The sequence below is a fragment of the Caulobacter sp. FG7 genome (assembly GCF_057808875.1).
Map to the genome: position 1 here is coordinate 33090 of NZ_JBMDIW010000007.1, position 25003 is coordinate 58092.

Genomic DNA, 25003 nt, shown 5'->3' on the forward strand with positions numbered 1-25003 from the left:
AGCGTCCGATCCCTGCTCGCGCCACGCGAGAAGCCGGTCTATGTTCGAATCATGGCGGACGCGGATGCAGAACGAGCATCGGACCAGGAGGCTCGCAGGCTGCGAGCGGCGAGGGCTCTGGCCGGAGCGTGGAAGGACGCCGACGACCCGCGCCTTTCCCGTCTGACGCGGCTGGCCGCGGGTCTGTTCGACGCGCCCCGCGCCGCCCTGATGCTGATCGAGCCCGAGCGCATTCGCCTGGCCGGCCGTATCGGGCATGCCGCCGACTCGATTCCCCGCGATGCGCCGCTGGCCGACGTCGTGCTGCGTTGCAGCCGCTCGACGCTGCATGCCGACCTGTCCGGCGCGGCCTTCTTCGCCTGCGCGCCGCTGCGCGATCCGCGCGGCCTGGTGGTGGGGGTGCTGGCCGTCGAGGACGACCGGCCCCGCGACGTGATCACGCCTGGCCAGTTGGAAACCCTTGGCGAGCTGGCGGACCTGGCCGCCGAGGAACTGATCCGCGGCGCCGACCAGGCGCGGGCGGCGGCCGAGCGCCTGCTGGACGCCGAGCGCCTGGCCTTGGCCCTGAGCGCGGCCCGGCTCGGCGAATTCGAGTGGAACGTCAAGACCGACCGCCTGCGGATCAGCGAGCGCATGGCCCGGATCAGCGGCATTCCCGCCGGCGAGGTCCCCGCCGAGGAAGGCAAGGCCGTCTGGCCCTATATCCATCCCGAAGACCGGGAGATCACGCGCGAGGACCTGCGCGCTCAACTGCGCGACACCGGCCGCTACGAGGTCGAGTATCGCCGCGCCCAGGGCGTGGACGGCCACGAGCAGTGGAGCCGGGGCTGCGGCGTCATGGTGCTGGACGACGAGGGCCGGCCCGACCTGCTGATGGGCGTGGTGCAGGACATCACCGACCAGCGCGAGGCCGACGAACGGCGCGACAATCTGGTGGCCGAGCTCGACCACCGCATCAAGAACCTGCTGGCGGTGGTGCAGTCGGTCGCCGCCCAGTCGGCGCGCAAGAGCTCGTCGCTGGACGCTTTCCTCAAGACCTTCGCCGCGAGGCTGAAGTCGATGAGTTCGGCCCATGACCTGATCAGCGCGGCGCGCTGGCGCGGGGCGACCCTGGGCCGTATCGCCGCCGCCGAGCTGGGCGGGCTTGCCCCCAACCAGACCCGCTGGGACGGGCCCGAGCTGTTCCTCACCCCCCGCGCGGCGGCCGCCCTGTCGCTGGCCCTGCACGAACTGGCGGTCAACGCCGTGAAGTACGGCTCGCTGTCGACCGAGAGCGGCCGGGTCGAGATCGTCTGGCGCCGCTCGCCTGACGGCGGTTTCAGCCTGGAATGGCTGGAGACCGGCGGCCCGCTGACCAGCGAGCCGGTGACGCGCGGCTTCGGCGCCACCCTGGTCGAGGACGTGGTCGGGCGCGAGCTGGGCGGCGAGGCCAAGATCGACTACCGCCGCAGCGGCGTCACGGCGATGATCCATGCCGCCGCCTCGGCCCTGGCCGACGCGCCCGAGCCCGAGCCGGCGCCGGCCGAGCCGGAACGCATCGTCGAGACGATCGGTGGCGGGGACGACAATTTCCGTGCCGGAGCCATCGCCGGCCTCAAGGTGCTGATCGTCGAGGACTCGCTGTTGCTGGCCATGGAGCTGGAGGCGGGGCTGGAGGACAGCGGCGTCGAGGTCGTGGGCTGTGCGGCCGAGCTGGGCGAAGCCCTGTCGATGCTGGAGCTGACGTTCGACGCGGCCGTGCTCGACGCCGACCTCAACGGCCAGTCCGTGGCGCCGGTCGCCGAGGTGCTGCGCAAGGAAGGCCGGCCGTTCGTCTTCGCCACCGGGTATGCCGACAAGGCCGCGCCCATGGGCTTCGACGCCCCGATCGTGCGCAAGCCCTACAACGTCCACCAGATCGCCAAGGCGCTGGCCTCGGTGACCGGTCGGGGGTGACCCCCTCCGGCCCTCCGGGCCACCTCCCCCATAGGGGGAGGATCTAAAAGCGCCGGCTCCAAGATGCTCCCCGTCTGGGGGAGCTGTCGCGAAGCGACTGAGGGGGTGCGCGAAGCGCCTACTTCCGGATCCGCATCAGGCATTCCTGCGCCACCGAGGCGACCAGCTTGCCGTCGCGGCTGAACATCTGGCCGCGCACCAGGCCACGGCCCTGCGAGGCGCTGGGGCTGTCCTGGGAAAACAGGGTCCAGTCGTTGAAGTCGAAGGGGTGGTGGAACCACATGGCGTGGTCGAGGCTGGCGGCCTGCAGGCCCGGCGTCGTCCAGATCAAACCGTGCGGGCGCAGGGCGCTTTCCATGAAGGCCATGTCGGACGCATAGGCCAGGGCGGCCTGCTGCATGCGGATGTCTTCGCCCAGCGGGGCGACGGCGCGCATCCACACCTGCTTGTCGCCAGACTTCTTGACCGGGGCCACGGGGTTCTGCGGGTCGATCCAGCGCAGATCGACGGGGCGCGGGCGCTCCATGAAGGCCAGCATCTTGGGATGGATCTGGTCGCCCAGGCTGCGCAGGTACTCGGCCTCGGTCGGCAAGGTCTCGGGCGCTGGGACGTCCGGCGCCTCGAACTGGTGCTCCAGGCCCGCTTCCGGCGTCTGGAACGAGGCGGCCAGGTTGAAGATCTGCTCGCCGTGCTGGATGGCGGCCACCCGGCGGGTGGTGAAGGTGCCGCCGTCGCGGGCCCGCTCGACCTCGTAGAGCACCGGGGCGTTCACGTCGCCGGGGCGGATGAAATAGGCATGCAGCGAGTGGCAGACCCGGTCGCCCACGGTCTGGTAGGCCGCCGTCAGCGCCTGGGCGATGACCAGGCCGCCGAAGATGCGCGGAAAGCCGTCGTTGGGGCTGACGCCCCGGAACAGGTTCACCTCGATCGGTTCGAGGGTCAGGATCTCGGCGAGGTTCTCGGGCGTCTGCATGGTGCGCTGCGATAAGCTTCACGGACGGCCAGGGCAAGGCTGCCCATAACGTCAGCCTTGCGCCGCATGGTCGCGGCTCCCATCCTTCGGAGCATGCCGCCCATCGTCCATCACCCCGCCTTCCGGGCCGAAATGCCGCCCGGCCACCGCTTCCCGATGGACAAGTTCTCGAAGCTCGCCAGCCTGCTGGAGGCCGAGGGACTGCCGGGGCCGGAGGGCTTCCACCAGCCGGAGTTTGCGCCGCTGGAGGTGCTGAGGCTGGCGCATACCGACGATTACGTGCGCGGCGTGGTCGAACTGTCGCTGCCGCCCGACGTGGTGCGCCGCATCGGCATGCCCAACAGCGAGAGCGTCGCCATCCGCGCCCGCGCGGCGACCGGCGGCACGATCCTGGCCGCCCGCCTGGCGCTGGAGCGTGGGATCGCCTGCAACACCGCCGGCGGCAGCCATCACGCCGAGGCCGCTTCCGGCGCGGGCTTCTGCGTGTTCAACGACGTGGCCGTCGCCGCCCGGCTGCTGCAGGCCGAGGGCCGCGTCTCCCAGGTGCTGGTCGTCGACCTAGACGTCCACCAGGGTGACGGCACGGCGCGGATCTTCGAGGACGATCCCAGCGTCTTCACCTTCTCGATGCACGCCGAGAAGAACTTTCCGCACCGCAAGGCCGCCAGCGACCTCGATGTCGAGCTGCCGGACGCAACCGGCGACGACGCCTATCTGGCCCGTCTCGACGCGATCCTGCCCGAGCTGATCGCGCGGGTGGATCCAGAGCTCGTGTTCTTCAACGCCGGTGTCGATCCGCATACGGACGACAAGCTGGGACGCCTTGCCCTGACCAACGCCGGCATCGCCGCCCGCGAAGCGCGGGTGCTGGGCGCCTGCCTGCAACGGGAGATCCCGGTCGTGGGCGTGATCGGCGGCGGCTACGACCCCGACATCGACCGCCTGGCCGACCGTCACGCCATACTGCACCGCACGGCGGCGGCTCTGGCGGCCACGAAAAAGGGGCGGCTCGTCGCCGAGCCGCCCCTTCCTCATGCGATCTGAAGCGCGGCCTTAGAAGGCCGTCCGCAGGCTGAGCACCGCCGCGCGCGGGGCGCCCACATAGGCGTAGGTGCGCGCATAGCCGGGGTCGCCCGGGGTGGCGCTGGTCTGGGTTCCCGACAGGTTGCCGTAGTAGAACTTGTCGAAGATGTTGGTGACGTTGAGCTGGAGGTACGACTTCTTCCAGCCGTCGCCGCCCAGGTCGTAGCGAACGTCGGCGTCCCACACCGTGTAGTGCGGCAGCTTCTGGTCGTTGACGTCGGTCATGTACCGCTCGCCGATGAACTTGCCCTGCACGCCGATCTGGAACTTGCCGATGTCGTAGGTCAGGCGGCCGGCGAAGGTCCACTTCGGGGTCTCCACCACCTGCTTGCCGGCGGTGTCGGCATAGGTGGCCAGGCCCGTGGTCGAGCTGTAGCTGACGGCCAGGTCGTCCTGCAGCTTGGCGTCGGTATAGGCCATCGAGCCGTAGATCGTCAGGCTGTCGTCCAGGCGCCATTGGGCCTGGGCGTCGAAGCCCTGGATCTCGACGTCGCCGACGTTGCGGTCGATGTAGGTGCCGTCGTTCTGGTCGACCGTGGTGACGATCCGGTTCTGGATGTTGGTGTGGTAGACGCTGGCCGAGGCCATCACGGTCGGCGTGCGGAAGCGGTAGCCGACTTCCACCGTCTGGCCGGTTTCCGGCTCGACATTGCCCAGGGCGCCGGTGCTGGTCAGGGTGTAGAGGTTGTCGACCTTCGGCGCCGACATCTGCTCCGAATAGCTGCCATAGACCGAGTGGTTGTCGCCGATGCGGTACGACAGGCCCACGTTCGGCAGGATGTCGTCGTAGCTCTTCTTGGCCGAGAACGGCGAGAAGTAGGTCGCGCCGTTGACGGTGACGACCGAGGCCACCGCGCCGTCGGCCTTGGCGGCCGTCGCCGTCGGGGTCATCGACGAGCAGTAGTAGGTGGTCGAGCCGGCGCGCGAGTAGCAATACTGATTCAGTTCGCGATCGAGCGTGGGCAGGCGCACGCCGATGTTGGCGATCAGCTTCTCGTCCAGGAATTCGCCGCGGTACTCGACGCTGAACTGGTTGAAGGTGGCCACCGAGGCGCGGTTGCGCTTCTGGGCGACGTCGCCGTCCGCGGTCAGCACCGCCACGCCGTACCCGTCCTTGCCGCTGAACACGTCGGTCGGGTCGCCGTTGCTGTTGAGGATGCTGTATTCGCCGGTCTGGCGGGTGTGGGCCTCGTCCCAGGCGTAGGCGAAGCGCACGCGGTGATGGTCGGCCACGTCCCAGATCAGCGAGGTGTTCAGGCCCCAGCGGCGGGAGTTGGTGTTGCTGGGCGAATAGACCAGCACGGTGTCGCTGGTGTCGCCGTCGCCGTTGAGGTCGACGCCCTTGCCGGCGGTGTTCTTCAGCTGGATCGAGGTTTCCGACAGGCTGGTCGAGCCGCCGCCGTTGGCCATGGTGTAGTTGAACGACGGATCGACCGTCAGCTTAAGGTTCGGCAGCAGGGTGAAGCGCGACTGGCCGCGGATGGTGCCGGTGTTCGACGGGTTCAGGCGCAGGCCGTAGTAGTTGGAGGCGCCCGGCGTGGTGCTGAAGTCGTAGTCCTCGCCGTAGGTCGCCACGTCGCCGGCCACCGAGGCGTCGGCGTTGGTCAGGTAGGGCGCGTAGTAGCTGTTGTTGCGGTTCTCATTGTAGTTGAAGTTCAGCGCCAGGAAGTCGCCCGGCTTGGCCAGATCCTGCTCGATGCGGGCGTTGACCTGCTTCTTCTCGAGCGTGCCCGGACCCTTGAACTTGTCGTACTTCTGCCAGCTGCCGGCGATCCAGGCGCGCGTGCCCAACGGGCCGAACTCGCCGGTCTGCAAGAGGGCGAAGGCGCGGCGGAAGTTGTCGGTGCCGACGCCGGCCTTGGTGACCACGCCGAAGTCCTTGGTGGCGCGCAGGGTGGTGTAGTTGATGACACCGGCGGTCGAGGAGGCGGTGACGGAGTCGGCGTCGGTCGAACCGGTGTTGACGTTGGCCTGCTGGATCAGTTCGGCGTCGACCTGCTGGTTCGAATAGATGGCGTAGTTGCCGCCGTCGTTCAGCGGCACGCCGTCGACCAGGAAGCCGATGTGGGCGCCGTCCTGGCCGTGCAGGCGGATGCTGCCGCCCGACGAGCCGTAGGGGTCGCTGTTGGTGAACACCAGGCCCGGCACCAGGTTCAGCGACTGAAGCACGGTCTGGCCGTCGGCCTGACGGTTCAGGAACTCGTTGGTGACCGTGTATTTACCCTTCGGCGCCGTCTCGGCGACCATGGTCCCGTCCATCGTCTTGGGGCCCGAGGCGGCGGTGACGACGACGGTGTCGAGTTCGGTGGTGGCGGTCGATTGGGCGTAGGCGCCGGCGGCCGAAAGCAGGCCGCCGAACAGCGCCGTCGTGGCCAGGCAGGCCAGCTTGGTTCTGTTCATCTCTAAGAATATCCCCTTGTCCGCAACAACTCCGCCGACATGCGAAGTAAAATGCTGCGGAAGTGGGATTTCTAGAGATCGTAATTCTATGTTTGATGACGATATTGGAGCGATTATGGGGTCGGAAATCGACGATATCGCTGCAAGTTCGCTGCAAAGGCAACGTTCTGATATCTATGGAAACAAGTAAGTTTCCAATTCTTTCCGATCTATTCTTCAGCGAATGATTTCGCCAGGCGCCATGCTCCGCCGGGATCGGGCCGGCGGAGCTACGCGGCGTTCACTTAGAAGCTCGGCGAGATGAAGCCGGCGATGACGACGAGGGGAAGCACGGCGAGCACCAGGCTGGCGAGCGAAGCGAAGGCGTTGTTCGAGAAGGTCATTGGTCTAGTCCCTGAGTTGTTTGCCCGGCGCGACGTCCGCGTCCGGTGAAAAGAGGTATAGGCGGGGCGAGGGACGAAAACCCGTTACCTTTGCGTCATGACGCCATTTTAAGAAACTATCAGACCTGTAATGCGCATTACATTGGATTAATGTGAGCGCCGTGGCGGGCAATTGTGAAAATTATTGCCTTGTTGTCCGGTCGTCCGGCAGGCGCGGCTTGCGCCGCGCCGCCGCAACCGGGGGAGGATCAGTCCTCGGCCCCGGTCAGCAGGAAGTGGCCGCGCAGGGCCGCGATCGGGGCAGCGCGCTGCTCCTGCCAGGCCTCGACATGGACGTTGGCGATGCGTCGGCCGACCTTCTTGATCTGGGCGCGGGCATAGGTGGTCAGCGGCCGGCCCGAGCGCAGGTACTCGATCGAGACGTCGATGGTGCGCGGCTGGCGCTTGAGGGTCTCGGCGATCGACAGCTGGGCCAGGGCCGTCATCTCCATGAAGGCGCCCAGCACGCCGCCGTGGATGGCCGGCAGCATCGGGTTGCCGACGATCTCGGGCGAGAACGGCAGGATGGCGGTCATCTCGTCGCCGGCCAGTTCGGCCTTCATGCCGATGAAGCGGGCGTAGGGAATGGCGCCGAGCACGGCGACCAGTCGATCCTGGGCTTCGCTCATTGGCCGCCCTCCTTCTTGCTCTCGTCCGGCTTGCTGGAGCCTGGCGGCTTGAGGTTGGCGCCCGCCTTCTTGCCGGCGCTGGAATCCAGCATGAAGGCGGCCTGGGCGGCGGCGATCGGGTCGTCGGGATCGGTCTCGTAGGCCACGGCGCGGACGAAGGCGACCGAGCGGGTCAGCTTGTAGCAGTGGGCCCGGGCCAGGATGTCCTTTCCCGGCTCGGCCGGCCGCATGTAGTCGATGCGCAGGTCCAGCGTGGCGATCGAGGTCCAGTGGCTCATGGCCGCGTGCACCGCCTGGCCCGAAGCGTGGTCGAGCAGGGTGGTCACCACCCCGCCGGCGATCACCCCCGTCTCGGGATCCCCGACCAGTTCGGTGCGGTAGGGCACCTTGAGGATGGCGACGCCGTCGCCGATCTGCAGGGTGGAAAAGCCCAGGGCCTTGGCCTGGGGGCTGCCCTCGTTCATCGCCTTGGCGATGAGGCGGTGCTGTTCGCCGATATCCGTCTCGCTCATGAGGGATAGGCTTACAGGATCGCGCGTTGTCTTATCCAGCCGTGATCAAGCCCCAGGATCTTCTCTGTCCGAAGCCCGGAGGGCTCTACTGCCCGCCCGGCGACTTCTACATCGATCCGGTCGGTCCCGTGGACCGGGCGGTGATCACCCACGGCCATTCCGACCACGCTCGCGCCGGCCACAACACCGTGCTGGCCACCCCCGAGACCCTGGCGATCATGGCCGAGCGCTATGGCGAGGATTTCGCCGTCGTCGGCCGTCAGCCGCTGGCCTATGGCGAGAGCGTCACGATCAACGATGTCGAGGTCTGTCTCGTCCCCGCCGGCCACGTGCTGGGATCGGCCCAGGCGGTGGTGCGCTGGAAGGGCCTGACCGTCGTCGTCTCCGGCGACTACAAGCGCCGCCGCGACCCGACCTGCGCGCGGTTCGAACCCGTGCCCTGCGACGTCTTCGTCACCGAGGCCACCTTCGGCCTGCCGGTGTTCCGCCATCCCGACGACGCGGGCGAGATCGCCGCCCTGCTGAAGTCGGTGGAACAGTTCCCCGACCGTGCCCACATCGTCGGGGCCTACGCCCTGGGCAAGGCCCAGCGGGTCATCAGGCTGCTGCGGGAAGCCGGCTGGGACCGGACAATCCACGTCCACGGGGCGATGGAGCGGCTGAACCGTCTCTATGAGGCGCACGGCGTCGATCTGGGTCCGTTGGCGCCCGCGACCACCGAGCGCGGCAAGGCCGGCGACTTCGCCGGTTCGATCATCGTCGCCCCGCCCTCGGCCTTGGCCGACCGCTGGAGCCGCCGCTTTCCCGATCCGGTCGACTGCTTCGCCAGCGGCTGGATGCGGGTGAGGGCGCGGGCCCGCCAGCGGGGCGTCGAGCTGCCGCTGATCATTTCCGATCATGCCGACTGGGACGAGCTGACCGACACCCTGGCCGAGCTGCGCCCCGGCGAGGTGTGGATCACCCACGGCCGCGAGGAGGCCCTGGAGCGGTGGTGCGAGCTGGAGGGCATCCCCGCCCGCGCCCTGCGTCTGGTCGGTTACGACGAGGACGACGGCGAGTAGTCGCCTCAGACGACCTTGAAGGTTCCCCGCGCCCGGGCCACGGGCTTGCCGTCGGCGCGGACCGTGGCCTCGGCGTAGCACAGGCTCTTGCCCGGCTTGATGAAGTCGGTGTCGAACGCCAGCCATTGGCCGAGGCTGGGCGCGGCCAGGTAGTCGACGCCCAGCGAGACGGTGACGAAGCCGTTGAAGGCCAGACCCTCGCGTCGCATCCGCACGCCGCACGACAGGCCCATGGCGTTGTCGGCCAGGGCGGCGATCAGGCCGCCGTGCGGTCCGCCGCGCGAGTTGGCGTGCGCCTCGCGGGCCTCCAGTCCCAGCACCCAGCGGTCCTCGCGCACGTCGGCGTAGATCGGCTCCCAGGGCGCGGTCAGCGGGCTGGTGCGGGTGTGCGGCGCGAAGGGCTGGGGCGGCTGGAAGGTCATCGGTCGTCTCCCTCGATCGCGAGTTAAACGAATGTTTGAATTGTTCGCAAGCGTGACGGCTTGAACCTGCGCCCCCGCGCGACATTCTCTAGCCATGCGCGCCTTCGCCCATCTTCTCGATCGCCTGTCGCTGACGGCCTCGCGCAACGCCAAGCTGACGCTGATCGAGGGCTTCCTGCGCGGGACCCCGGACCCTGACCGCGGCTACGCCCTGGCGGCCCTGACCGGGGCCCTGTCGTTCGACGCCGCCAAGCCGGCCTTCATCAGGAAGGCGGTCGAGGCGCGGATGGACGCCCAACTGTTCGCCTGGTCCTACGACTATGTCGGCGACCTGGCCGAGACCGTCGCTCTGGTCTGGCCCGCCCGGCCCGGCGCCAATCGCGAACCTGAGCTCTCGGAAGTGGTCGAGGCCCTGAAGGCGACCTCTCGGGCGGGGGCGCAGGCGCTGATCGAGGGCTGGCTGGACGCCCTGGACGCTGACGGCCGCTGGGCGCTGCTCAAGCTGATGACCGGCGGCCTGCGGGTGGGTGTTTCCTCGCGCCTGGCCAAGCAGGCCTGCGCCAATCTGGGAGGCGTGCCGATCGGCGAGATCGAGGAGGTCTGGCACGCGATCGAGCCGCCCTATGGCGACCTCTTCGCCTGGCTGGAGGGACGCTCCGACCGGCCCTCGCCGGATGCGCCCGGTCGCTTCCGGCCGGTGATGCTGGCCCAGGCCATCGACGAGGCGGTGGATTTCGCCAGGTTCGACCCGGCCGACTACGCCGCCGAATGGAAGTGGGACGGCATCCGCGTCCAGGCCGTCAGCGAGCGCGGCGAGCGGCGGCTCTACACCCGCACCGGCGACGACATCTCGGCGACCTTTCCCGACGTGCTTGAGGCGCTCGACTTCGAGGGCGCGCTCGATGGCGAACTGTTGGTCATGCGCGACGGCGCGATCGCCAGCTTCGGCGACCTGCAGCAGCGGCTGAACCGCAAGACGGTGGACGCCAGGCTGATGGCCGCCCACCCGGCCGGGATCCGGGCCTACGATCTGCTGCTGGACGACGAGGAGGATCTGCGAGGCCTGCCTTTCGCCCAGCGCCGCCAGCGGCTTGAAGCCTTCGTCGGTCGTCTCTCGACGACCCGCATCGACCTGTCGCCCCTGCAGCCTTTCGAGACCTGGGAGGCGTTGGCCGCCCTGCGCGCCGATCCCCCAGCCGGCGATCCGGCCATAGCCGAAGGCCTGATGCTCAAGCGCTGGGACAGCGCCTACGAGCCGGGCCGCCCCAAGGGCCCGTGGTTCAAGTGGAAGCGCGATCCGCACCTGGTGGACGCGGTGCTGATGTACGCCCAGCGGGGGCACGGCAAGCGCTCGAGCTTCTATTCCGACTACACCTTCGGCGTCTGGCGCGAGGACGAAACCGGCGATCGCAAGCTGACCCCCGTCGGCAAGGCCTATTTCGGCTTCACCGACGAGGAGCTAAAACAGATCGACAAGTTCGTGCGCGACCACACCGTCGAGCGGTTCGGGCCGGTGCGCTCGGTTCGGGCCGACCTGGAGTTCGGCCTGGTCTTCGAGGTGGCGTTCGAGGGCCTGCAGCGCTCGACCCGGCACAAGTCGGGCGTGGCCATGCGCTTTCCCCGCATCAACCGCATCCGCTGGGACAAGCCCGCCCGCGAGGCGGACGAACTGGCCACGCTGGAGCGGATGCTGGACGCCTAGTGGGCCATGTCCGGCGCGCCGCCGCCGTGGCCGGTCTGGAACAGCCGGCCCTTCTCGGTGACCAGCACGGCGATCAGGCCGGCCACGCCGAAGCCGAAGAAGCCCAGGGTCAGCGGGCCGACGGTGCCGTCGAACAGCTGGCCGATCAGGAAGCCGCCCAGGGCCCCGCCGATGGTGGTGATGAAGCCCTGCAGCGAGGCCGCGGCGCCGGCGATGTGGCCCAGCGGCTCCATGGCGATGGCCCCGAAGTTCGACATCACCAGGCCAAAGCAGAACATCATCCCGCCCTGCAGCAGGGCGAAGGTCCACACCGTCTCGTGCTGGGTGTGGGCGACGACGGCGTGCACCCCGGCGAACGCGATGAAGCCCAGCAGGGCGACGTGCGAGACCTTGCGCATGCCCAGGCGCTCGACGATGCGGGCGTTGACCAGCGAGGCCAGGGCGATGCCGCCGGCGATCCCGGCGAAGATGATCGTGAACCACTCGCCCGCGCCCAGGGCGTCGACGAACACCTGCTGGGCCGAGTTGATGAAGCCGAAGAGGCCCGCCAGCACCAGGGTGGCGGCGATGGTGTAGCCCATGGCGATGCGGTCGGTCAGGGCGGTGCGGAACGCGCCCAGGATCGCGCCGGGCGAGATCGGGGTGCGGTCTTCAGGGTGCAGGGTCTCGGGCAGCTTCAGGGCGGTCCAGGCGATCACGGCGGCGCCGAACACGGCCATGACGCCGAAGATCCAGCGCCAGGGCGCGACCAGCACGATGGCCTGGCCGATCGACGGGGCGACGATGGGCACGGCCAGGAAGACGATGAACGATAGCGACATCACCTGGGCCATGCGGCGGCCCGAATAGCAGTCGCGGACGATCGACACGGCCAGCACTCGCGTCGCCGCCGCGCCGACCCCCGTCAGGGCCCGGGCGACCAGCAGCATCTCGAACGAGGTGGTCAGGGCGCAGGCCAGGCTGAAGAGGACGTAGAGGGCAAGGCCCGCCAGCAGCACCGGTTTGCGGCCGTAGCGGTCGGCCAGCGAGCCATAGGCGATCTGGGCCGCGCCGAAGCCCAGCAGGTAGGCGGTGATCACCCACTGGCGCTGGTTGTCGGCGGTGAGGCCCAGGCTGGCGCTGATCTGCGGCAGGGCCGGCAGCATGGAGTCGATGGCCAGGGCGTTGGTGGCCATCATCGCCGCGATCAGGGCGACGAACTGGGCGAAGCCCATGCCCGCATGGGGCGATGTGGTCTGCTGGGTGTCCCTTGGCATGACGCGCTCTTTCTTCGGCCGTGGACGCGCGAGGCGCCGGCCGGCGCGAAACGCAACGCGCGGCATATAGGCCGATGGGGCCCGCGCGCCAACCGCGCCGGCCCGCTTACTGGGCCATCTGGAACTGGATGCTCACCGTCTGGCCTTCGCCCACTTTCGAGGCGCCCTCCTGCGACTGGCCGACGCTGGCCACGCGCAACAGCGGCTGCGAGCCGGGCTGGCCGGCAGGGGCGCTGCGCAGGGCGCCGAGCACCGGCTGGGCGCCGGTCAGGGCCTGGTGGAAGGCCGCCGAGCGCGCCAGGGCCAGGGCCGCGGCCTGCTGGCCCTCGGTGGTGAAGGCGTCGAGATTGGTCTGGCTGACCACGTTGACCAGGGCGAGCTTGGCCTCGCCCTCGGGGCAAGTGGTCGAGGTCGCGCCGCCATAGGACAGGCAGGGCAGGCGCTGGGCCAGCGAGGCGGCGACCTGGCCGGCGATCCTGCGCCCCCCCGCCGACAGGGTCGACGAGCCGGGTTCGAACAGGGCGTCGGCCGAGAACGACAGGGCGCCGCCCGCGGTGTCGCCCACCAGGGGCGCGCCGGCGTCATGCAGATCGGCGTCGAGGAAGCCCATGAGCGCCTTCTGGGCGTCGGACGCGGCGACGGCCAGGTCCGGGGTCTTGCTCGGCGGGGCGTAGGAGAAGCAGCGGCGATCGGAGCCGGCGCCGCCGATCGCGGTTTCGGGCACGCAAAGCACGCGGGCCTGCTCGTCGATCTCGATGGTGACGTCGCGCGGGGTGAGGGCCGTGGCCGTCTGCAGAAGAGCGGCGCTTTCCGGGTGCCTGGCCTCGGTCAGGGCCTTGGTCGACTGCCGAAACTGCAGGGCGAAATAGCTCAGCATGATGATGAAGATGAAGATCACCCCCACCATCATGTCGGTCATCGACACGTAGTAGCTTTCGCCCTCTTCGAGGTCGGGCGTGCGGCGCCGGCGGGCGCGGGCCAGGCCCGCCATCAGGCCAGGCTCGGCGCGGCCGGAGCCTGACGCTGGGGCGCGCCGGCGCCAAGGGCGGCCTCGATGCGCGACAGCACCGCCAGTTGCTCCAGCATCACCTTTTTAGGCGGCGCGAAACGGACGCAGCCGTCGAGCAAGGCGAAGAAATGGGCCTCCAGCGCCTCGATGACCTGGCGGCGGCGGCGCGCGACCAGACGCAGGATGATCGAGCCGAAGACGCCGGCGATCGAGGTCCAGAACTTGGTGGCGGCCACGGCCAGGAGGCCCATCAGCGCGGTCTGCATGCCGGCGCCGCCCTGCCGCTGCATGGCGTCGACCGCCTCGGTCAGGGCCGCGACGATACCCATGAAGGTGATGACCAGGCCGATGGCGACCAGGATGTTGGCCCACCATTCGAGCGTGCGCGCCGGGCCGTCGGCATGTTCGAAAGCGTCGACCGCGTGGATCGACGAAGCCAGGCGCCCGTCCGCGGTTTCGGCGAGTTGACCGCGATAGGCGGCCCAGCCCAGCTCGAGTGTGGGATAGGACGTGCCGCCCAGGCGCTTGTCGAGGGTCGGGAAGGCCTCGGCGAAGGCCTTCTGCAGATCTGGTCCGCGCAGCTCCGACAGCAGGTCGGCGCGGCGACGCAGGTCGTCCTTCAGGGGGGCGAACTCGAAATGGCCGGACTGGAAGACCAGGCCGATGGCCAGCGCCAGGATGGCGCCGGCCATGATCAGGGCCGCGCTGGGCGCGCTGAAGACCGAGACGACGAAGCTGGTGACCGGATCGTGCATGCGGGCCTTCTGGTAGGGAGTGGCGCGGCGCACAATGCCAGAAGTTGAGGCCTCAATGAGGCGAAGCTCAGCCGTTGAACCCGCGTATCGCCTCGATGACCACCGCTTGATCGGCTTCGGCCAGATAGGGGTGCATCGGCAGGGCCAGGACCGTTTCGGCCTTGGCTTCGGTGACCGGCAGGCCGCCGGCGCCGCGCGGGAAGGCTGCGTACGGCGCCTGCACGTGCATCGGGACCGGGTAGTAGACCGCGGTCGGCACGCCCTTGGCCTTGAGGTGGGCGGCCAGGCCGTCGCGGTTCTCGTGCTCGATGACGTACTGGGCCCAGACCGAGACGCCGCCGTCGATCACCTTGGGCGTCGACAGCACCGCGCCTGCGAGGCCCTCGGCGTAGCGATCGGCCACCGCCTGGCGCAGCTCGATTTCCTCGGCGAAGATCGCCAGCTTCTCGATCAGGATCGCCGCCTGGATGGTGTCCAGCCGCGAGTTCATGCCGATGCGGGTGTTGAGGTACTTGGGGTCATGGTCGAAGGTCTTGCCTTCGAGGTCGGGGCCGACCGCCTTGCCGTGGACGCGGTAGCTGTCCATCAGGTCCCACAGCACCGGGTCGTTGGTCAGCACCGCGCCGCCGTCGCCGTAGCAGCCCAGCGGCTTGGCCGGGAAGAAGCTGGTGGTGGCCACGTCCGCCCAGTGCAGCGGATGCTTGCCGTCCAGGGTGCAGCCGAAGCCCTGGGCGCTGTCGGCGATCAGCTTCAGGCCTTCGCGGTCGCAGATGGCCTTGATGGCCGGATAGTCGGCCGGCTGGCCGAACAGGTCGACGGCGATGACCACCTTCGGGGTCAGCTTGCCCTGCGCCTTCACGTCGGCGATGGCGGCTTCCAGCTTGGCCGGGTCGAGATTGTAGGTGTCCGGCAGCACGTCGACGAACACCGGCGTGGCGTTGACCCACGGCACGACTTCCGGCGTCGCGGCGAAGGTGAAGGACGGGCAGAACACGGCGTCGCCCGCGCCCACGCCCCAGGCCATCAGCGGCAGGGCGATGGCGTCGGTGCCGTTGGCGCAGGACAGCGCCTTGCCGGCCTGGCCGAAGGCGGCCAGCTGGGCTTCGAACTCGCGGACCTGCGGGCCCATGACATAGGCCCCGCTGTCCAGCACGGCCGCCACGGCGGCGTCGATCTTGTCGCGGATCCGGCGCTGCTGCGCGGCGAGGTCGATGAAGGGCATGCTCATGGGCGCGGCTCTTAGAGTTCAAAGGCGGCGGTTTCGAGCCAATTGATGTAACCGACTGTTTCGCCAAATGCTCCCCCTGAAGGGGGAGCTGTCGCAGAGCGACTGAGGGGGGGAGGTGTTGCTGGATTAGCAGCCGCCTCGACCTCATCAGGAACTTCCCCCTCCGGCCCTCCGGGCCACCTCCCCCTGAAGGGGGAGGATCCGGACGCGGGAACGAACCTGCGCCGTGCGTCGTTGACCGGCCGGCGTGGGGGCGCCATCGAGAGTTTCATGAGCAAGCCCAGTACCGTACCCGCCGACCTCGACCTGCCGTCCATCGCCAACATCAAGGCCGACGAGACCATGTTCGGGCATTTCCTCGACTGGCTGGGCAAGATCGCCGTCAACCTAGTGGTCGCCGCGATCATCCTGGTGGTCACCTTCTGGGCCGCCGGCTGGCTGGCGGGGGTGGCCAAAAGGGCCCTGGGCCGGGTGCACCGGACCAATCCCGACCCGACCCTGGAGAGCTTCGTCTCGTCGCTGGTGCGCTACGCCATCGTCGCCATCGGCCTGGTGGCGGTGCTGCAACAGCTGGGCGTGCAGGCGACCTCGATCATCGCCGTGCTGGGCGCGGCCTCGCTGGCCATCGGTCTGGCGCTGCAGGGCGCGCTGTCGAACGTGGCGGCGGGGGTGATGATCCTGCTGTTTCGCCCCTATCGCGTCGGCGACGTCATCGAGACGGCCACCCGCCAGGGCACGGTGAAGTCGCTGGACCTGCTGTTCACCGAGATCGCCACGCCCGACAACGTCAAGGTGATGATCCCCAACAGCAAGGTGTTCGGCGACGTCATCCTCAACTACTCGACCCACCGCACGCGCCGGGCCGACATCCTGTTCAAGGTGCCGCTGAAGACCGATCTCGTCGTGGTGCTGCAGAAGATGCGCGAGCGGGCCGAGCACGATCCCCGGGTGCGCAAGGACCCCGCGCCGATGATCGAGGTCACCGACCTGTCGGAGGTGTTCGCCCAGGCCGCCATCCGCGTCTGGACCGCCAAGGAGGACTTCGGCCCGGTCAAGACCGACCTGATGCTGGCCGCCCACCTGTGGGCCGAGGACCCGACGCGCGAGCTGCCGCCGCCCCGGGCCTCCAAGGCTCCGGACCCGTCGCCGGCCATGCCCGGCGACAAGGACCATCACCTGTTCAAGTTGCGAGCGCCGAGGAAAGGTCGGAAATCAGGTCCGAGCAGTCCTCAATCCCCACCGAAAGCCTGATGAGGGTGTCGCTGATGCCCAGCGCCTTGCGCTGATCGGCCGGGATCGAGGCGTGGGTCATGATCGCCGGATGCTCGATCAGGCTCTCGACCCCGCCCAGGCTTTCGGCGAGCGTGAAGAGGCGGGTGCGTTCCAGCATCCGACGGGCCGTGGCTTCGTCGCCCTTCAGTTCCACCGAGATGATGCCGCCGAAGCCGCCATGCATCTGGCGGCGGGCCAGGTCGTGCTGCGGGTGGCTGGTCAGGCCCGGATAGATCACCCGCTCGACGTCCCTGCGGGTGGCCAGCCACTGGGCGATCTCCAGCGCGCTGTCGCAGGCCCGCTGCATGCGCAGCGCCAGGGTCTTGACCCCGCGCAGGGCCAGGAAACTGTCGAACGGCCCCAGCACCGCGCCGACGGCGTTCTGCAGGAATTTCAGCTTGTCGATCAGCTCGGGATTGTCGCCGACCACGGCCACGCCGGCGACCACGTCGGAGTGGCCATTCAGGTACTTGGTGGCCGAGTGCATGACGATGTCGAAGCCCAGCTCCAGCGGCCGCTGGACGTAGGGGCTGGCGAAGGTGTTGTCGGCCACGGTGATCAGGCCGCGCTGCTTGGCCAGGGCCGCGATCGCCTCCAGGTCGGCCAGGCGCAGCATCGGGTTGGTCGGGGTCTCGACCCAGATCATCTTCGTCTCGGGTCGGATCGCCGCCTCGATGGCCGAGACATCGCCCATGTCGACGAAGCTGAAGGTCAGGCCCGCCGAGCGTTTGCGCACCTTGTCGAACAGGCGGAACGAGCCGCCGTAGAGGTCGTCGCTGGCGATCACGTGGGCGCCGCTGTCGAGGATCTCAAGGATCGTCGAGGCCGCCGCCAGGCCCGAGGCGAAGGCGAAGCCGGCGGTCCCGCTCTCCAGGTCGGCGATGGCGCGCTCGAAGGCGAAGCGGGTGGGGTTCTGGCTGCGGCTATACTCGAAGCCCTTGTGCTCGCCTGGGCTCGACTGGACGTAGGTCGAGGTGGCGTAGATCGGCACCATCACCGCGCCGGTGCTGGGATCGGGGAACTGGCCGCCATGGATCGTGCGGGTGGCGAAGGCCAGGCGGTTCTTGCCGGGGATGTCGGTCATGCGGTCTCGACGTCGGTCAGAGGGATTTGAGAGCTTCGGCCAAGTCGCGGGCGCCGTGCAACACGCGTACGATGACCGGCGGGCTCCGGGATGGATCGTAGGCCAGGACGTAGGGAAAGCCCCGCAGCCTCAGAAGCCGGTAGGGCGGGCGGACGATGTCGGGCTGCTCTTGGCCGAGATAGGGATTTCGGCCCAAGGCGTCGGCTGCGGCCAGAAAGGTTTCCGTCAGTCTCAAGGCTGCGCGGGGGCTATCGCCAGAAATCCAGTTCGAGGCCGCGAGAAGTTCGCGCCGGGCTTGGGGCGCGACCGTCGCCGACGACATCTACTTCACGGCTTCCCGGGAAGCCGTCTCGATGGCGGCCCTCATCTCCGCGGCGACCTCGGCGGCGGTGAAGCAGCCCTCGCGGTCGGCTTCCGCCATCGCCTCGTCCAGCGAGTCGCTTAGCTGGCGGCGTTGTTCTTCCCGCTCCTGGAGCAGGGCGAGGGCCGCTTTGACGACGGCGCTGACATTCTCGTAACGGCCGGCGGCGACACAATCGCGGGCGAACTGCTCCAGATCGGGTTTCAGCGTGACTTCCATGATCAGACCCTATCACCGAGCGGATACCATGACTCCGGCGGAACATTTCCGCAACGCCCTCACGCCTCCAGCCGCAGGTGGTTGAGCAGGTCGACGCGGGTGATGACGCCGACGAACTCGTCGCCGTCGACGACCAGGGCCACCTCGTCGCGGTCGAACACCTCGGGCAGGGCCTCGACGCCCTGGTGGGCCTGCAGGGTGTTGATCTCGCGGGTCATGGCGTCGGCGACCGGGGTCTTGAAGCGGGCGCCCCGGTGCTCTTCGTGGTGCTCGTCGCCGCCCTCGACGGCGGCCAGGATGTCGCTTTCGTCGAGGATGCCGACCAGGCGGCCCGCATCGACCACCGGCAGCTGGCTGATGTCGGACGAGCGCATGCGGTTGTAGGCGGTCAGCAACGTATCCTGCGGGCCGATGGCGATCACGCCGCCGTCGGCGTAGCGCTTGGCGATCAGGTCGCGCAGGTCGCCGTGCAGCTCGCGCTGGTCGAAGCCGTGCGCGGCCAGCCACATGTCGTTGAACATCTTGGTCAGGTACTTGGCGCCGGTGTCGCAGACCAGCGTGACCACCCGCTTCGGCTCGGTCTGCTCGCGGCAGTAGCGCAGGGCCGCCGCCAGCAGGGTGCCTGACGACGAGCCGGCCAGCACGCCTTCCTTGCGCAGCAGCAGGCGGGCGGTGTCGACGCTTTCGCGGTCGCTGATCGAATAGGCCTTCGAGACGAGGTCCATCTGGGCGTTGTCGGGGATGAAGTCCTCGCCGATGCCCTCGACGATCCACGAACCGGCCTCGCCATAGGTCCCGGTGGCCACGTAGTCGCAGAGGATCGAACCGACCGGGTCGGCCAGCACCATCTTCGTCTTGGGCGAGTGTGCGGCCATGTATCGGCCGACGCCCGTAAGAGTGCCGCCCGAGCCGACGCCCACCACCACGGCGTCGACGTCGCCGTCCATCTGCTTGAGGATCTCGGGACCGGTGCCGGTCTCATGAGCCCGCGGATTGGCCGGGTTGGAGAACTGGTTGGCGTAGATCGCGCCGGGGATCGAGCGGGCCAGGGCCTGGGCCATGTCCTGGTAGTATTCGGGGTGGCCCTTGCCGACGTCGCTGCGGGTCAGGCGCACGTCCACGCCCATGGCCCGCAGGTGCAGGATCTTCTCGCGCGCCATCTTGTCGGGGACGATCAGGATCAGCTTGTAGCCCTTCAGGGCCGCCACCTGGGCCAGGCCCAGGCCGGTGTTGCCGGCGGTGGCCTCGATGATCGTGCCGCCCGGTTTCAGCGAGCCGTCGGCCTCGGCCGCCTCGATCATCGAGCGGGCCACGCGGTCCTTGATCGAGCCGCCCGGGTTCTGGTTCTCCAGCTTCAGGAACAGTCGGCAGGGGCCGGTGTCGAGGTTTCGCACCTCCAGCATCGGCGTGCGGCCGATCAGGTCGAGCGCGGAACCGGCGACCGGGGGAAGGGCGGATTTGGGGTCGTTCATGGCGCGACTCTGGGGCAGGGCGAAACGATCACCCTGTGTAACGCCCAAAGTCGGAAACGGGAAACGCCGTTCTTTAAGCTTGGCCGTCAGGCGCCGGCGGCCGCCAGGCGGTCCATCCGCCATTCACGCGCGAACTTGTGGCCGACGCCCGCGTCCTCGAACACCACCTTGCGGCGCTCGGCGCCCAGCTCAGGCGTGTTGTGGATCATCACGAACGGAAAGCCGTTGCTGGCCAGGAAGTTCTGCACGAAACGCGAGAAGCGCACGGCCTCCTCGGCGGAGGCAAGGCAGATGTCGACGGCGATGTCGGCGGCTTTCATGGGCGCGCTCCTCAGAACTCGAGGTTTCCCGACCCTAACGCGCCAGTTCGCGTTTGCGAACCACCTTCGCAGCCGCAAAAAGAAACGGCCCCGGACGAATCCGGGGCCGCGCCTTGCGCCGCAACGGTTTGCGGCGATCAGAAAATCGTCGACTACAGGATCGACTGGCCGGTGCTCGCCCAGTCCTTCAGGAACTGTTCGAGGCCCTTGTCGGTCAGCGGGTGCTTGAACATGTCGCCGAACACCGCCGGCGGGATGGTGACGACGTCGGCGCCGGCGATGGCGGCTTCCTTGACGTGGTTGGTGTTGCGCACCGAGGCGGCGAGGATCTCGGTCTCGTAGCCGTAGTTGTCGTAGATGGCGCGGATGTCGCGGATCAGGTCCATGCCGTCGAAGCCGTAGTCGTCGAGGCGGCCGATGAACGGCGAGACGTAGGTCGCGCCGGCCTTGCCGGCCAGCAGGGCCTGGGCCGGCGAGAAGCACAGGGTGACGTTGGTCTTGACGCCTTCGTTGGCGAAGTGGCCGCAGGCGATCAGGCCATCGCGGGTCAGCGGCAGCTTGATCACGACGTTGGGGGCGATCTGCGCCAGCTTGGCGCCTTCGGCGATCATGGCGTCGGCGGTGGTGGCGGCCACTTCGGCGCTGATCGGGCCGGGGACAAGGTCGCAGATCTCGGCGATCACTTCGAGCATCGGGCGGCCCGACTTGGCGATCAGGGTCGGGTTGGTGGTGACGCCGTCGATCAGGCCGGTCGCGGCGAAGTCGGCGATGACCTTGGTATCGGTGCTGTCGAGGAAGATCTGCATGGCTCTGCGCGGGGCCTTGTTGTGGAGAATTTGCAGCGGGTTTAGCCGCTTGGGCGCCGTCGCGCCAGGATTTCGCGCGGTCTAGACGCCCTGCGCGAGGATCTGGTCGGCCGCGCGCGCCACGGCCGGCGCCCAGGGCTCGGACCGCCAGCCGAACACCGCCGTAACCTTGCCGCTGTCCAGCGCGCCGTTCAGGGGGCGCGCCGCCGGTTCGGGGAAATCCGCCTTGGCGACCGGCAGTAAGCGGGCGCGTGTGCGCGGGTCGCGGGCCAGGGCGGCGAGCGCCATGTCGTGGCGGGACGTCGCCTGGCCGTTATTGAAGTGGAAGAGGCCGAAGGCTGGATCCCCGCCCGCGGCGGTTGTCCAGCGGGGCGCGGCGCGCAGGACGAACTCGGCCAGGGCGGTCGCGTCGGTCGGGCAGCCGTACTGGTCGGCGACCAGGCGCAGCTCCTCGCGCGTCCGGCCGAGCTGCAGCATGGTCCGCAGGAAGTTGCGGCCGTAGGCCGAAAACACCCAGGAGACCCTCAGGACCACGCCCTTCTCCCAGGCCAGAACGGCCGTCTCGCCGTCACGCTTGGTGCGGCCGTAGACCGAGAGCGGGTTGGGCGGATCTTCTTCGCGATACGGGCGATCCAGCGTTCCGTCGAACACGCAGTCGGTGGACAGGTGAACCAGGGGCAGGCCGCGGACGGCGCAGGCGCGGGCCATGGAGGCCGGTCCCAGGGCGTTGGCGGCCCTCGCCGCTTCCGGCTCGGCCTCGGCCTTGTCGACCAGGGTGAAGCCGGCGCAGTTGAGGACGAGGTCGCAATCGGTCGCGGCGATCGCCCGCTCGACAACCGCCTGGTCGGCGAGATCGACGTCCTGTCGGGAGAGGGCCTGCAGCGCCGCGCGTCCGTCGGCGGCGGCGATCATCGCCTGGGCCACCTGGCCGGTCGCGCCGAATTGCAGGATGCGGATCACGCCGCCGTCCCGCTCACCTGGGGTTCGGGGAAGCGCGGCCCCAGCCGCTCGCGCAGGAAGGCCAGGAGGTCGCCGCCCGCGAACAGAAAGCCTTCGACGCCGGCGCGACGGGCCGCTTCCATGTCGCTTTTCTTGTCGCCGACCATGACGCAGGCTTCCGGGGGCAGTCCGCTCTCGGCCAGTCCCCGCAGGATCATGCCGGGGTTGGGCTTGCGATCGGGATGGTCGTCGTGGCGATAGGCTTCGACCTCGGCGTTCTCCAGAAACGGGCAGTGGTAGAAGGCGGCGATCTCGCCGCCCAGCACGGCCAGTTCGCGCTGCATGTGGGCGTGCAGCGCGTGGACCGCATCCTCGCCGAAATACCCCCGCGCGACGCCCGACTGGTTGGTGACCACGATCGAGCGCACGCCGGCCGCGGTGAGGGCCGCGACGGCCTCGCGGGCGCCCGTCACCCATTCCAGTTCGGCCGGATCGTGGACATAGCCGTGGTCGACGTTCAGCACGCCGTCGCGGTCGAAGAAGACGGCTTTCAGTGGCGCGATATCGGACATGGTCCATGCCATTAGGGGAAGGGCGGACCTGTCACAAGCCGAGGGTTGCGTGGCGGTCGCCGGCCGCTAGAAACGCTGGAACTCTTGGAGAACCGCATGACCGTCCCCGCCCGCCTCGCCAGCCTCCGCGATCGTCTCAAGGCCTGGGCGCTGCAGGACGCCTTCCCCCTCTGGTGGACGGTCGGGGCGGATCGGGTCAACGGCGGCTTCTTCGAGAAGATCGCGCAGGACGGCTCGCCGGTGGAGGCGCCGCGCCGGGCGCGGGTGCAGCCGCGGCAGATCTACGCCTACGCCGCCGCCGGGCTCCTAGGCTGGGACGGGCCATGGCGCGAGGCCCTAGCCCACGGGCTGGATTTCTACCTCGCCCACTATCGCCGGCCCGACGGCTTCTTCCGCACCCTGGTGGCCTCGGACGGTGCGCCGCTGGACGACAAGGTCGATCTCTACGACCAGGCCTTCGGGCTGTTCGGCCTGGCTCTGGCCAGCCAGGCCCTGCCCGAGCGCGAGGACCTGCCGCGCATCGCGCTGGAACTGCGCGCCGCCCTGCACGCCGTGCTCAAGCACCCGGTCGCGGGGTTCGAGGAAAGCGCGCCTCCGACCACGCCGCTGTTGTCCAATCCGCACATGCACATGTTCGAGGCCAGCTTGGCCTGGGTGGAGGCCGGCGGCGACGCCGGTTGGCGGGCGATGGCCGACGAGATCGCCGAACTGGCGCTGGCCAAGTTCATCGATCCGGCGAGCGGCGGCCTGCGCGAATACTATGACGGCGACTGGAACCCGGCGCCGGGCGTCGCGGGCCGGATCGTCGAGCCGGGCCACCAGTTCGAATGGGCTTGGCTGCTGCTGCGCTGGGGCGCTCTGGCCGGTCGCGAGGACGCCAAGGCCGCCGCGCTGCGGATGATCGAGATCGGCAAGGGGCCGGGTGTCGACCCGGCGCGCGGCGTGGCGATCTTCGCCCTGCTCGACGACATGAGCGTGCACGACGACGTCGCCCGTCTCTGGGCCCAGACCGAATGGATCAAGGCCGGCGTGCTGGCGGCGGACGTGACGGGTGAGGCCGCCTATGCGGAAACGGCCGCCGACGGCGCCGTGGCGCTGCTGAAGTATTTCGACGTGCCCGTGCCCGGTCTCTGGCGCGACAAGCTGCAGGCCGATGGGACGTTCGTCGACGAGGCGGCCCCGGCCAGCTCGTTCTACCACATCGTCTGCGCGATCCTGGAGCTGGACAGGTACGTCACGAAAAGATCGTGACGAGCACGGTCGAGGGTTCGAGGGCCGTCGCGGACTGATCCTCGGCCAGGGCGGCGAAGTCGCCTGGGACGAGGTCGACGCCGTCGGACCGCAGCAGGCCCTGCAGCACCTGGATGCGCGCGCCGGGCAGGTCGACCTCGGCCTTGGGGGCCAGCCGCCACATCTCGACGCTGACACGGGCCGACTTGCTCAGCACCCGGCGCTCGACGCCGGCCGTCTCGGACACCGGGTGGCGCTGTGCCAGGTCGCGGCCGTTGGCCTTCAGGCGATCGACCAGGGTCTTCACGGCCTGGGCGTCGTCGCGGCGGCAGACCAGGACGGCGTCCGGTTCGGCGACGATCATCAGGTCGGAGACGCCGATCGCGCCGACGAAGGGACCGGTGGAGCGGGCCAGCACGCCCCGGGTGTCGACCAGGGTGACGTCGCCCTGAGCGGCGTTGCCGTGACCGTCCTGGGGCGAGGCGCCCCAGATGGCGTCCCAGGCGCCCAGATCCGACCAGCTGAAGGCGGCGGGGACCACGGCCGCGAGGCTCGTGCGTTCCATGACCGCGTAGTCGAGGGATTTCTTGGGCGCGGACGCGAAGCTGGCGGCGTCCAGTCGGAGGCAGGGCTCGTCGGCTCCGGCTCTTTCAGCCTTGGCCACGGCGTCGCGTGCGGCCCGCGCGATGCTGGGTTCGAAGGCCTCCAGCTCGGCCAGCATGGTCGAGGCCTTGAAGGCGAAGTTGCCGCTGTTCCAGAGATAGCCCTGGCTGACATAGGTCTTGGCCAGGTCCAGGTCGGGCTTCTCGACGAAGGCGGCGACCTTGAACACCCCCTCGGCGTCGAGAGCCGCGCCTGGGCGGATGTAACCGAAGCCGGTGGCCGGACCGGTCGGCCGGACCCCGAAGGTGACGATCAGGCCCTTGCCCGCCGCCTGGGCCGCCAGCCGCGCGGCGTCCTTGAACAGCTCGACCTCGCCGACATGATGGTCGGCGGCCAGCATCAGGGCGACGGCGTCCGGGTCCAGCGCCTCGACATAGGCCGCGGCGGCGGCCACGGCGGGGGCGGAGTCGCGCGCCTCGGGCTCGACCAGGATGACCACCGGCGTCTCGATCTCGCGGGCCTGCTCGCGCACGAAGTCGATCATCGCCGCGCCGGTGACGATGATGATCTCCTGACCGTCGGCCAGATCACGCACCCGCAGCAGGGTTTCCTGGAAGCTGGAATGCGGGCCCAGCAGCTTGAGGAACTGCTTGGGGCGGTCGAGCCGCGAGGCTGGCCACAGGCGCGTGCCCGAACCGCCGCACAGGATCACGGGATAGAGCTTCGTCACGAGGGTCC

General features: G+C 69.1%; 25 protein-coding genes. 6 read left to right on the top strand and 19 right to left on the bottom strand.

The annotated features are described in order from the left end of the window. Positions 1–51: 51 nt before the first annotated feature. Positions 52–1935, top strand: coding sequence for an HWE histidine kinase domain-containing protein (locus tag ACODR1_RS07470; protein WP_488879886.1), 1884 nt, complete (start codon positions 52–54; stop codon positions 1933–1935). 118 nt (positions 1936–2053) lie between these two features. Here the strand turns inward: ACODR1_RS07470 and ACODR1_RS07475 are convergent, their stop codons facing one another. Next, positions 2054–2908, bottom strand: a complete 855-nt coding sequence (locus ACODR1_RS07475) for an acyl-CoA thioesterase (protein WP_488879887.1) — start codon at positions 2906–2908, stop codon at positions 2054–2056. Between the two features lie 93 nt (positions 2909–3001). Here ACODR1_RS07475 and ACODR1_RS07480 point away from each other — a divergent pair, with 93 nt between their 5' ends. Next, complete coding sequence (locus tag ACODR1_RS07480; protein WP_488879888.1) at positions 3002–3952, top strand: histone deacetylase family protein; 951 nt, start codon at positions 3002–3004, stop codon at positions 3950–3952. Positions 3953–3961: 9 nt separating this feature from the next. On the opposite strand, the gene ACODR1_RS07485 is transcribed toward ACODR1_RS07480, so the two are convergent. From ACODR1_RS07485 to ACODR1_RS07500, 4 genes are all read right to left on the bottom strand, one after another. Beyond that, a complete protein-coding gene (locus ACODR1_RS07485) occupies positions 3962–6391 on the bottom strand; it encodes a TonB-dependent receptor (protein WP_488879889.1) in 2430 nt (809 codons plus the stop codon). Between the two features lie 284 nt (positions 6392–6675). Further along, on the bottom strand, positions 6676–6774 hold the full coding sequence (locus tag ACODR1_RS07490) for a hypothetical protein (protein WP_243410648.1): 99 nt from the start codon (positions 6772–6774) through the stop codon (positions 6676–6678). Positions 6775–7022: 248 nt separating this feature from the next. Continuing rightward, on the bottom strand, positions 7023–7442 hold the full coding sequence (locus tag ACODR1_RS07495) for a PaaI family thioesterase (RefSeq protein WP_058347561.1): 420 nt from the start codon (positions 7440–7442) through the stop codon (positions 7023–7025). Continuing rightward, positions 7439–7954: a PaaI family thioesterase gene (locus tag ACODR1_RS07500; protein ID WP_488879890.1), complete on the bottom strand. Its 516-nt coding sequence runs from the start codon at positions 7952–7954 to the stop codon at positions 7439–7441. Before ACODR1_RS07500 ends, ACODR1_RS07495 begins: the two co-directional genes overlap by 4 nt. Before the next feature lie 26 nt (positions 7955–7980). On the opposite strand from ACODR1_RS07500, the gene ACODR1_RS07505 reads away from it, so the two are divergent. Next, positions 7981–9015 (top strand): ligase-associated DNA damage response exonuclease, encoded by a 1035-nt coding sequence (locus ACODR1_RS07505; protein WP_488879891.1) that lies wholly within the window; start codon positions 7981–7983, stop codon positions 9013–9015. A gap of 5 nt (positions 9016–9020) precedes the next feature. On the opposite strand, the gene ACODR1_RS07510 is transcribed toward ACODR1_RS07505, so the two are convergent. After that, positions 9021–9437 (bottom strand): PaaI family thioesterase, encoded by a 417-nt coding sequence (locus ACODR1_RS07510; RefSeq protein WP_488879892.1) that lies wholly within the window; start codon positions 9435–9437, stop codon positions 9021–9023. A gap of 94 nt (positions 9438–9531) precedes the next feature. Here ACODR1_RS07510 and ACODR1_RS07515 point away from each other — a divergent pair, with 94 nt between their 5' ends. After that, the gene (locus tag ACODR1_RS07515) at positions 9532–11139 is read left to right on the top strand and encodes a cisplatin damage response ATP-dependent DNA ligase (RefSeq protein WP_488879893.1); all 1608 of its coding nucleotides are present in this window, start codon (positions 9532–9534) and stop codon (positions 11137–11139) included. Here the strand turns inward: ACODR1_RS07515 and ACODR1_RS07520 are convergent. The 4 genes from ACODR1_RS07520 to ACODR1_RS07535 all read right to left on the bottom strand — a co-directional run bounded on the left by ACODR1_RS07520 (position 11136) and on the right by ACODR1_RS07535 (position 15387). Next, complete coding sequence (locus tag ACODR1_RS07520) at positions 11136–12353, bottom strand: multidrug effflux MFS transporter (protein WP_488879993.1); 1218 nt, start codon at positions 12351–12353, stop codon at positions 11136–11138. The two genes, ACODR1_RS07515 and ACODR1_RS07520, sit on opposite strands and share 4 nt — an antisense overlap. 148 nt (positions 12354–12501) lie before the next feature. Continuing rightward, positions 12502–13386 (bottom strand): hypothetical protein, encoded by an 885-nt coding sequence (locus ACODR1_RS07525; protein WP_488879894.1) that lies wholly within the window; start codon positions 13384–13386, stop codon positions 12502–12504. Then, positions 13386–14159: a hypothetical protein gene (locus ACODR1_RS07530; RefSeq protein ID WP_488879895.1), complete on the bottom strand. Its 774-nt coding sequence runs from the start codon at positions 14157–14159 to the stop codon at positions 13386–13388. Before ACODR1_RS07530 ends, ACODR1_RS07525 begins: the two co-directional genes overlap by 1 nt. 67 nt (positions 14160–14226) lie before the next feature. Further along, entirely contained in the window at positions 14227–15387 is a 1161-nt protein-coding gene (locus tag ACODR1_RS07535; RefSeq protein WP_488879896.1) for a DegT/DnrJ/EryC1/StrS family aminotransferase, read from the bottom strand. Positions 15388–15657: 270 nt separating this feature from the next. Here ACODR1_RS07535 and ACODR1_RS07540 point away from each other — a divergent pair, with 270 nt between their 5' ends. After that, positions 15658–16638 (top strand): mechanosensitive ion channel family protein, encoded by a 981-nt coding sequence (locus ACODR1_RS07540; protein ID WP_488879897.1) that lies wholly within the window; start codon positions 15658–15660, stop codon positions 16636–16638. Here the strand turns inward: ACODR1_RS07540 and ACODR1_RS07545 are convergent. From ACODR1_RS07545 to ACODR1_RS07580, 8 genes are all read right to left on the bottom strand, one after another. Then, positions 16568–17743: a trans-sulfuration enzyme family protein gene (locus ACODR1_RS07545; RefSeq protein ID WP_488879898.1), complete on the bottom strand. Its 1176-nt coding sequence runs from the start codon at positions 17741–17743 to the stop codon at positions 16568–16570. The two genes, ACODR1_RS07540 and ACODR1_RS07545, sit on opposite strands and share 71 nt — an antisense overlap. A 16-nt stretch (positions 17744–17759) precedes the next feature. Next, positions 17760–18065, bottom strand: coding sequence for a type II toxin-antitoxin system RelE/ParE family toxin (locus ACODR1_RS07550; protein WP_488879899.1), 306 nt, complete (start codon positions 18063–18065; stop codon positions 17760–17762). After that, on the bottom strand, positions 18066–18323 hold the full coding sequence (locus ACODR1_RS07555; RefSeq protein WP_488879900.1) for a type II toxin-antitoxin system ParD family antitoxin: 258 nt from the start codon (positions 18321–18323) through the stop codon (positions 18066–18068). It lies immediately after the preceding gene. Between the two features lie 59 nt (positions 18324–18382). Continuing rightward, positions 18383–19795 (bottom strand): pyridoxal-phosphate dependent enzyme, encoded by a 1413-nt coding sequence (locus ACODR1_RS07560; RefSeq protein WP_488879901.1) that lies wholly within the window; start codon positions 19793–19795, stop codon positions 18383–18385. A gap of 86 nt (positions 19796–19881) precedes the next feature. Next, positions 19882–20115 carry a hypothetical protein gene (locus ACODR1_RS07565; RefSeq protein WP_488879902.1) on the bottom strand — a complete coding sequence of 78 codons (234 nt, stop codon included), beginning with the start codon at positions 20113–20115 and terminating at the stop codon, positions 19882–19884. A gap of 152 nt (positions 20116–20267) precedes the next feature. Next, positions 20268–20921 carry a fructose-6-phosphate aldolase gene (gene fsa / locus ACODR1_RS07570; protein WP_101720534.1) on the bottom strand — a complete coding sequence of 218 codons (654 nt, stop codon included), beginning with the start codon at positions 20919–20921 and terminating at the stop codon, positions 20268–20270. 81 nt (positions 20922–21002) lie between these two features. Continuing rightward, on the bottom strand, positions 21003–21881 hold the full coding sequence (gene rfbD / locus ACODR1_RS07575) for a dTDP-4-dehydrorhamnose reductase (RefSeq protein WP_488879903.1): 879 nt from the start codon (positions 21879–21881) through the stop codon (positions 21003–21005). Next, positions 21878–22432 carry a D-glycero-alpha-D-manno-heptose-1,7-bisphosphate 7-phosphatase gene (locus ACODR1_RS07580; protein ID WP_488879904.1) on the bottom strand — a complete coding sequence of 185 codons (555 nt, stop codon included), beginning with the start codon at positions 22430–22432 and terminating at the stop codon, positions 21878–21880. The genes rfbD and ACODR1_RS07580 overlap by 4 nt, the downstream gene beginning before the upstream one ends. Positions 22433–22528: 96 nt before the next feature. On the opposite strand from ACODR1_RS07580, the gene ACODR1_RS07585 reads away from it, so the two are divergent. Continuing rightward, positions 22529–23683: an AGE family epimerase/isomerase gene (locus ACODR1_RS07585; protein WP_488879905.1), complete on the top strand. Its 1155-nt coding sequence runs from the start codon at positions 22529–22531 to the stop codon at positions 23681–23683. Here the strand turns inward: ACODR1_RS07585 and ACODR1_RS07590 are convergent. After that, positions 23667–24995, bottom strand: coding sequence for a mannose-1-phosphate guanylyltransferase/mannose-6-phosphate isomerase (locus ACODR1_RS07590; RefSeq protein ID WP_488879906.1), 1329 nt, complete (start codon positions 24993–24995; stop codon positions 23667–23669). The two genes, ACODR1_RS07585 and ACODR1_RS07590, sit on opposite strands and share 17 nt — an antisense overlap. Between the last annotated feature and the right edge of the window lie 8 nt (positions 24996–25003).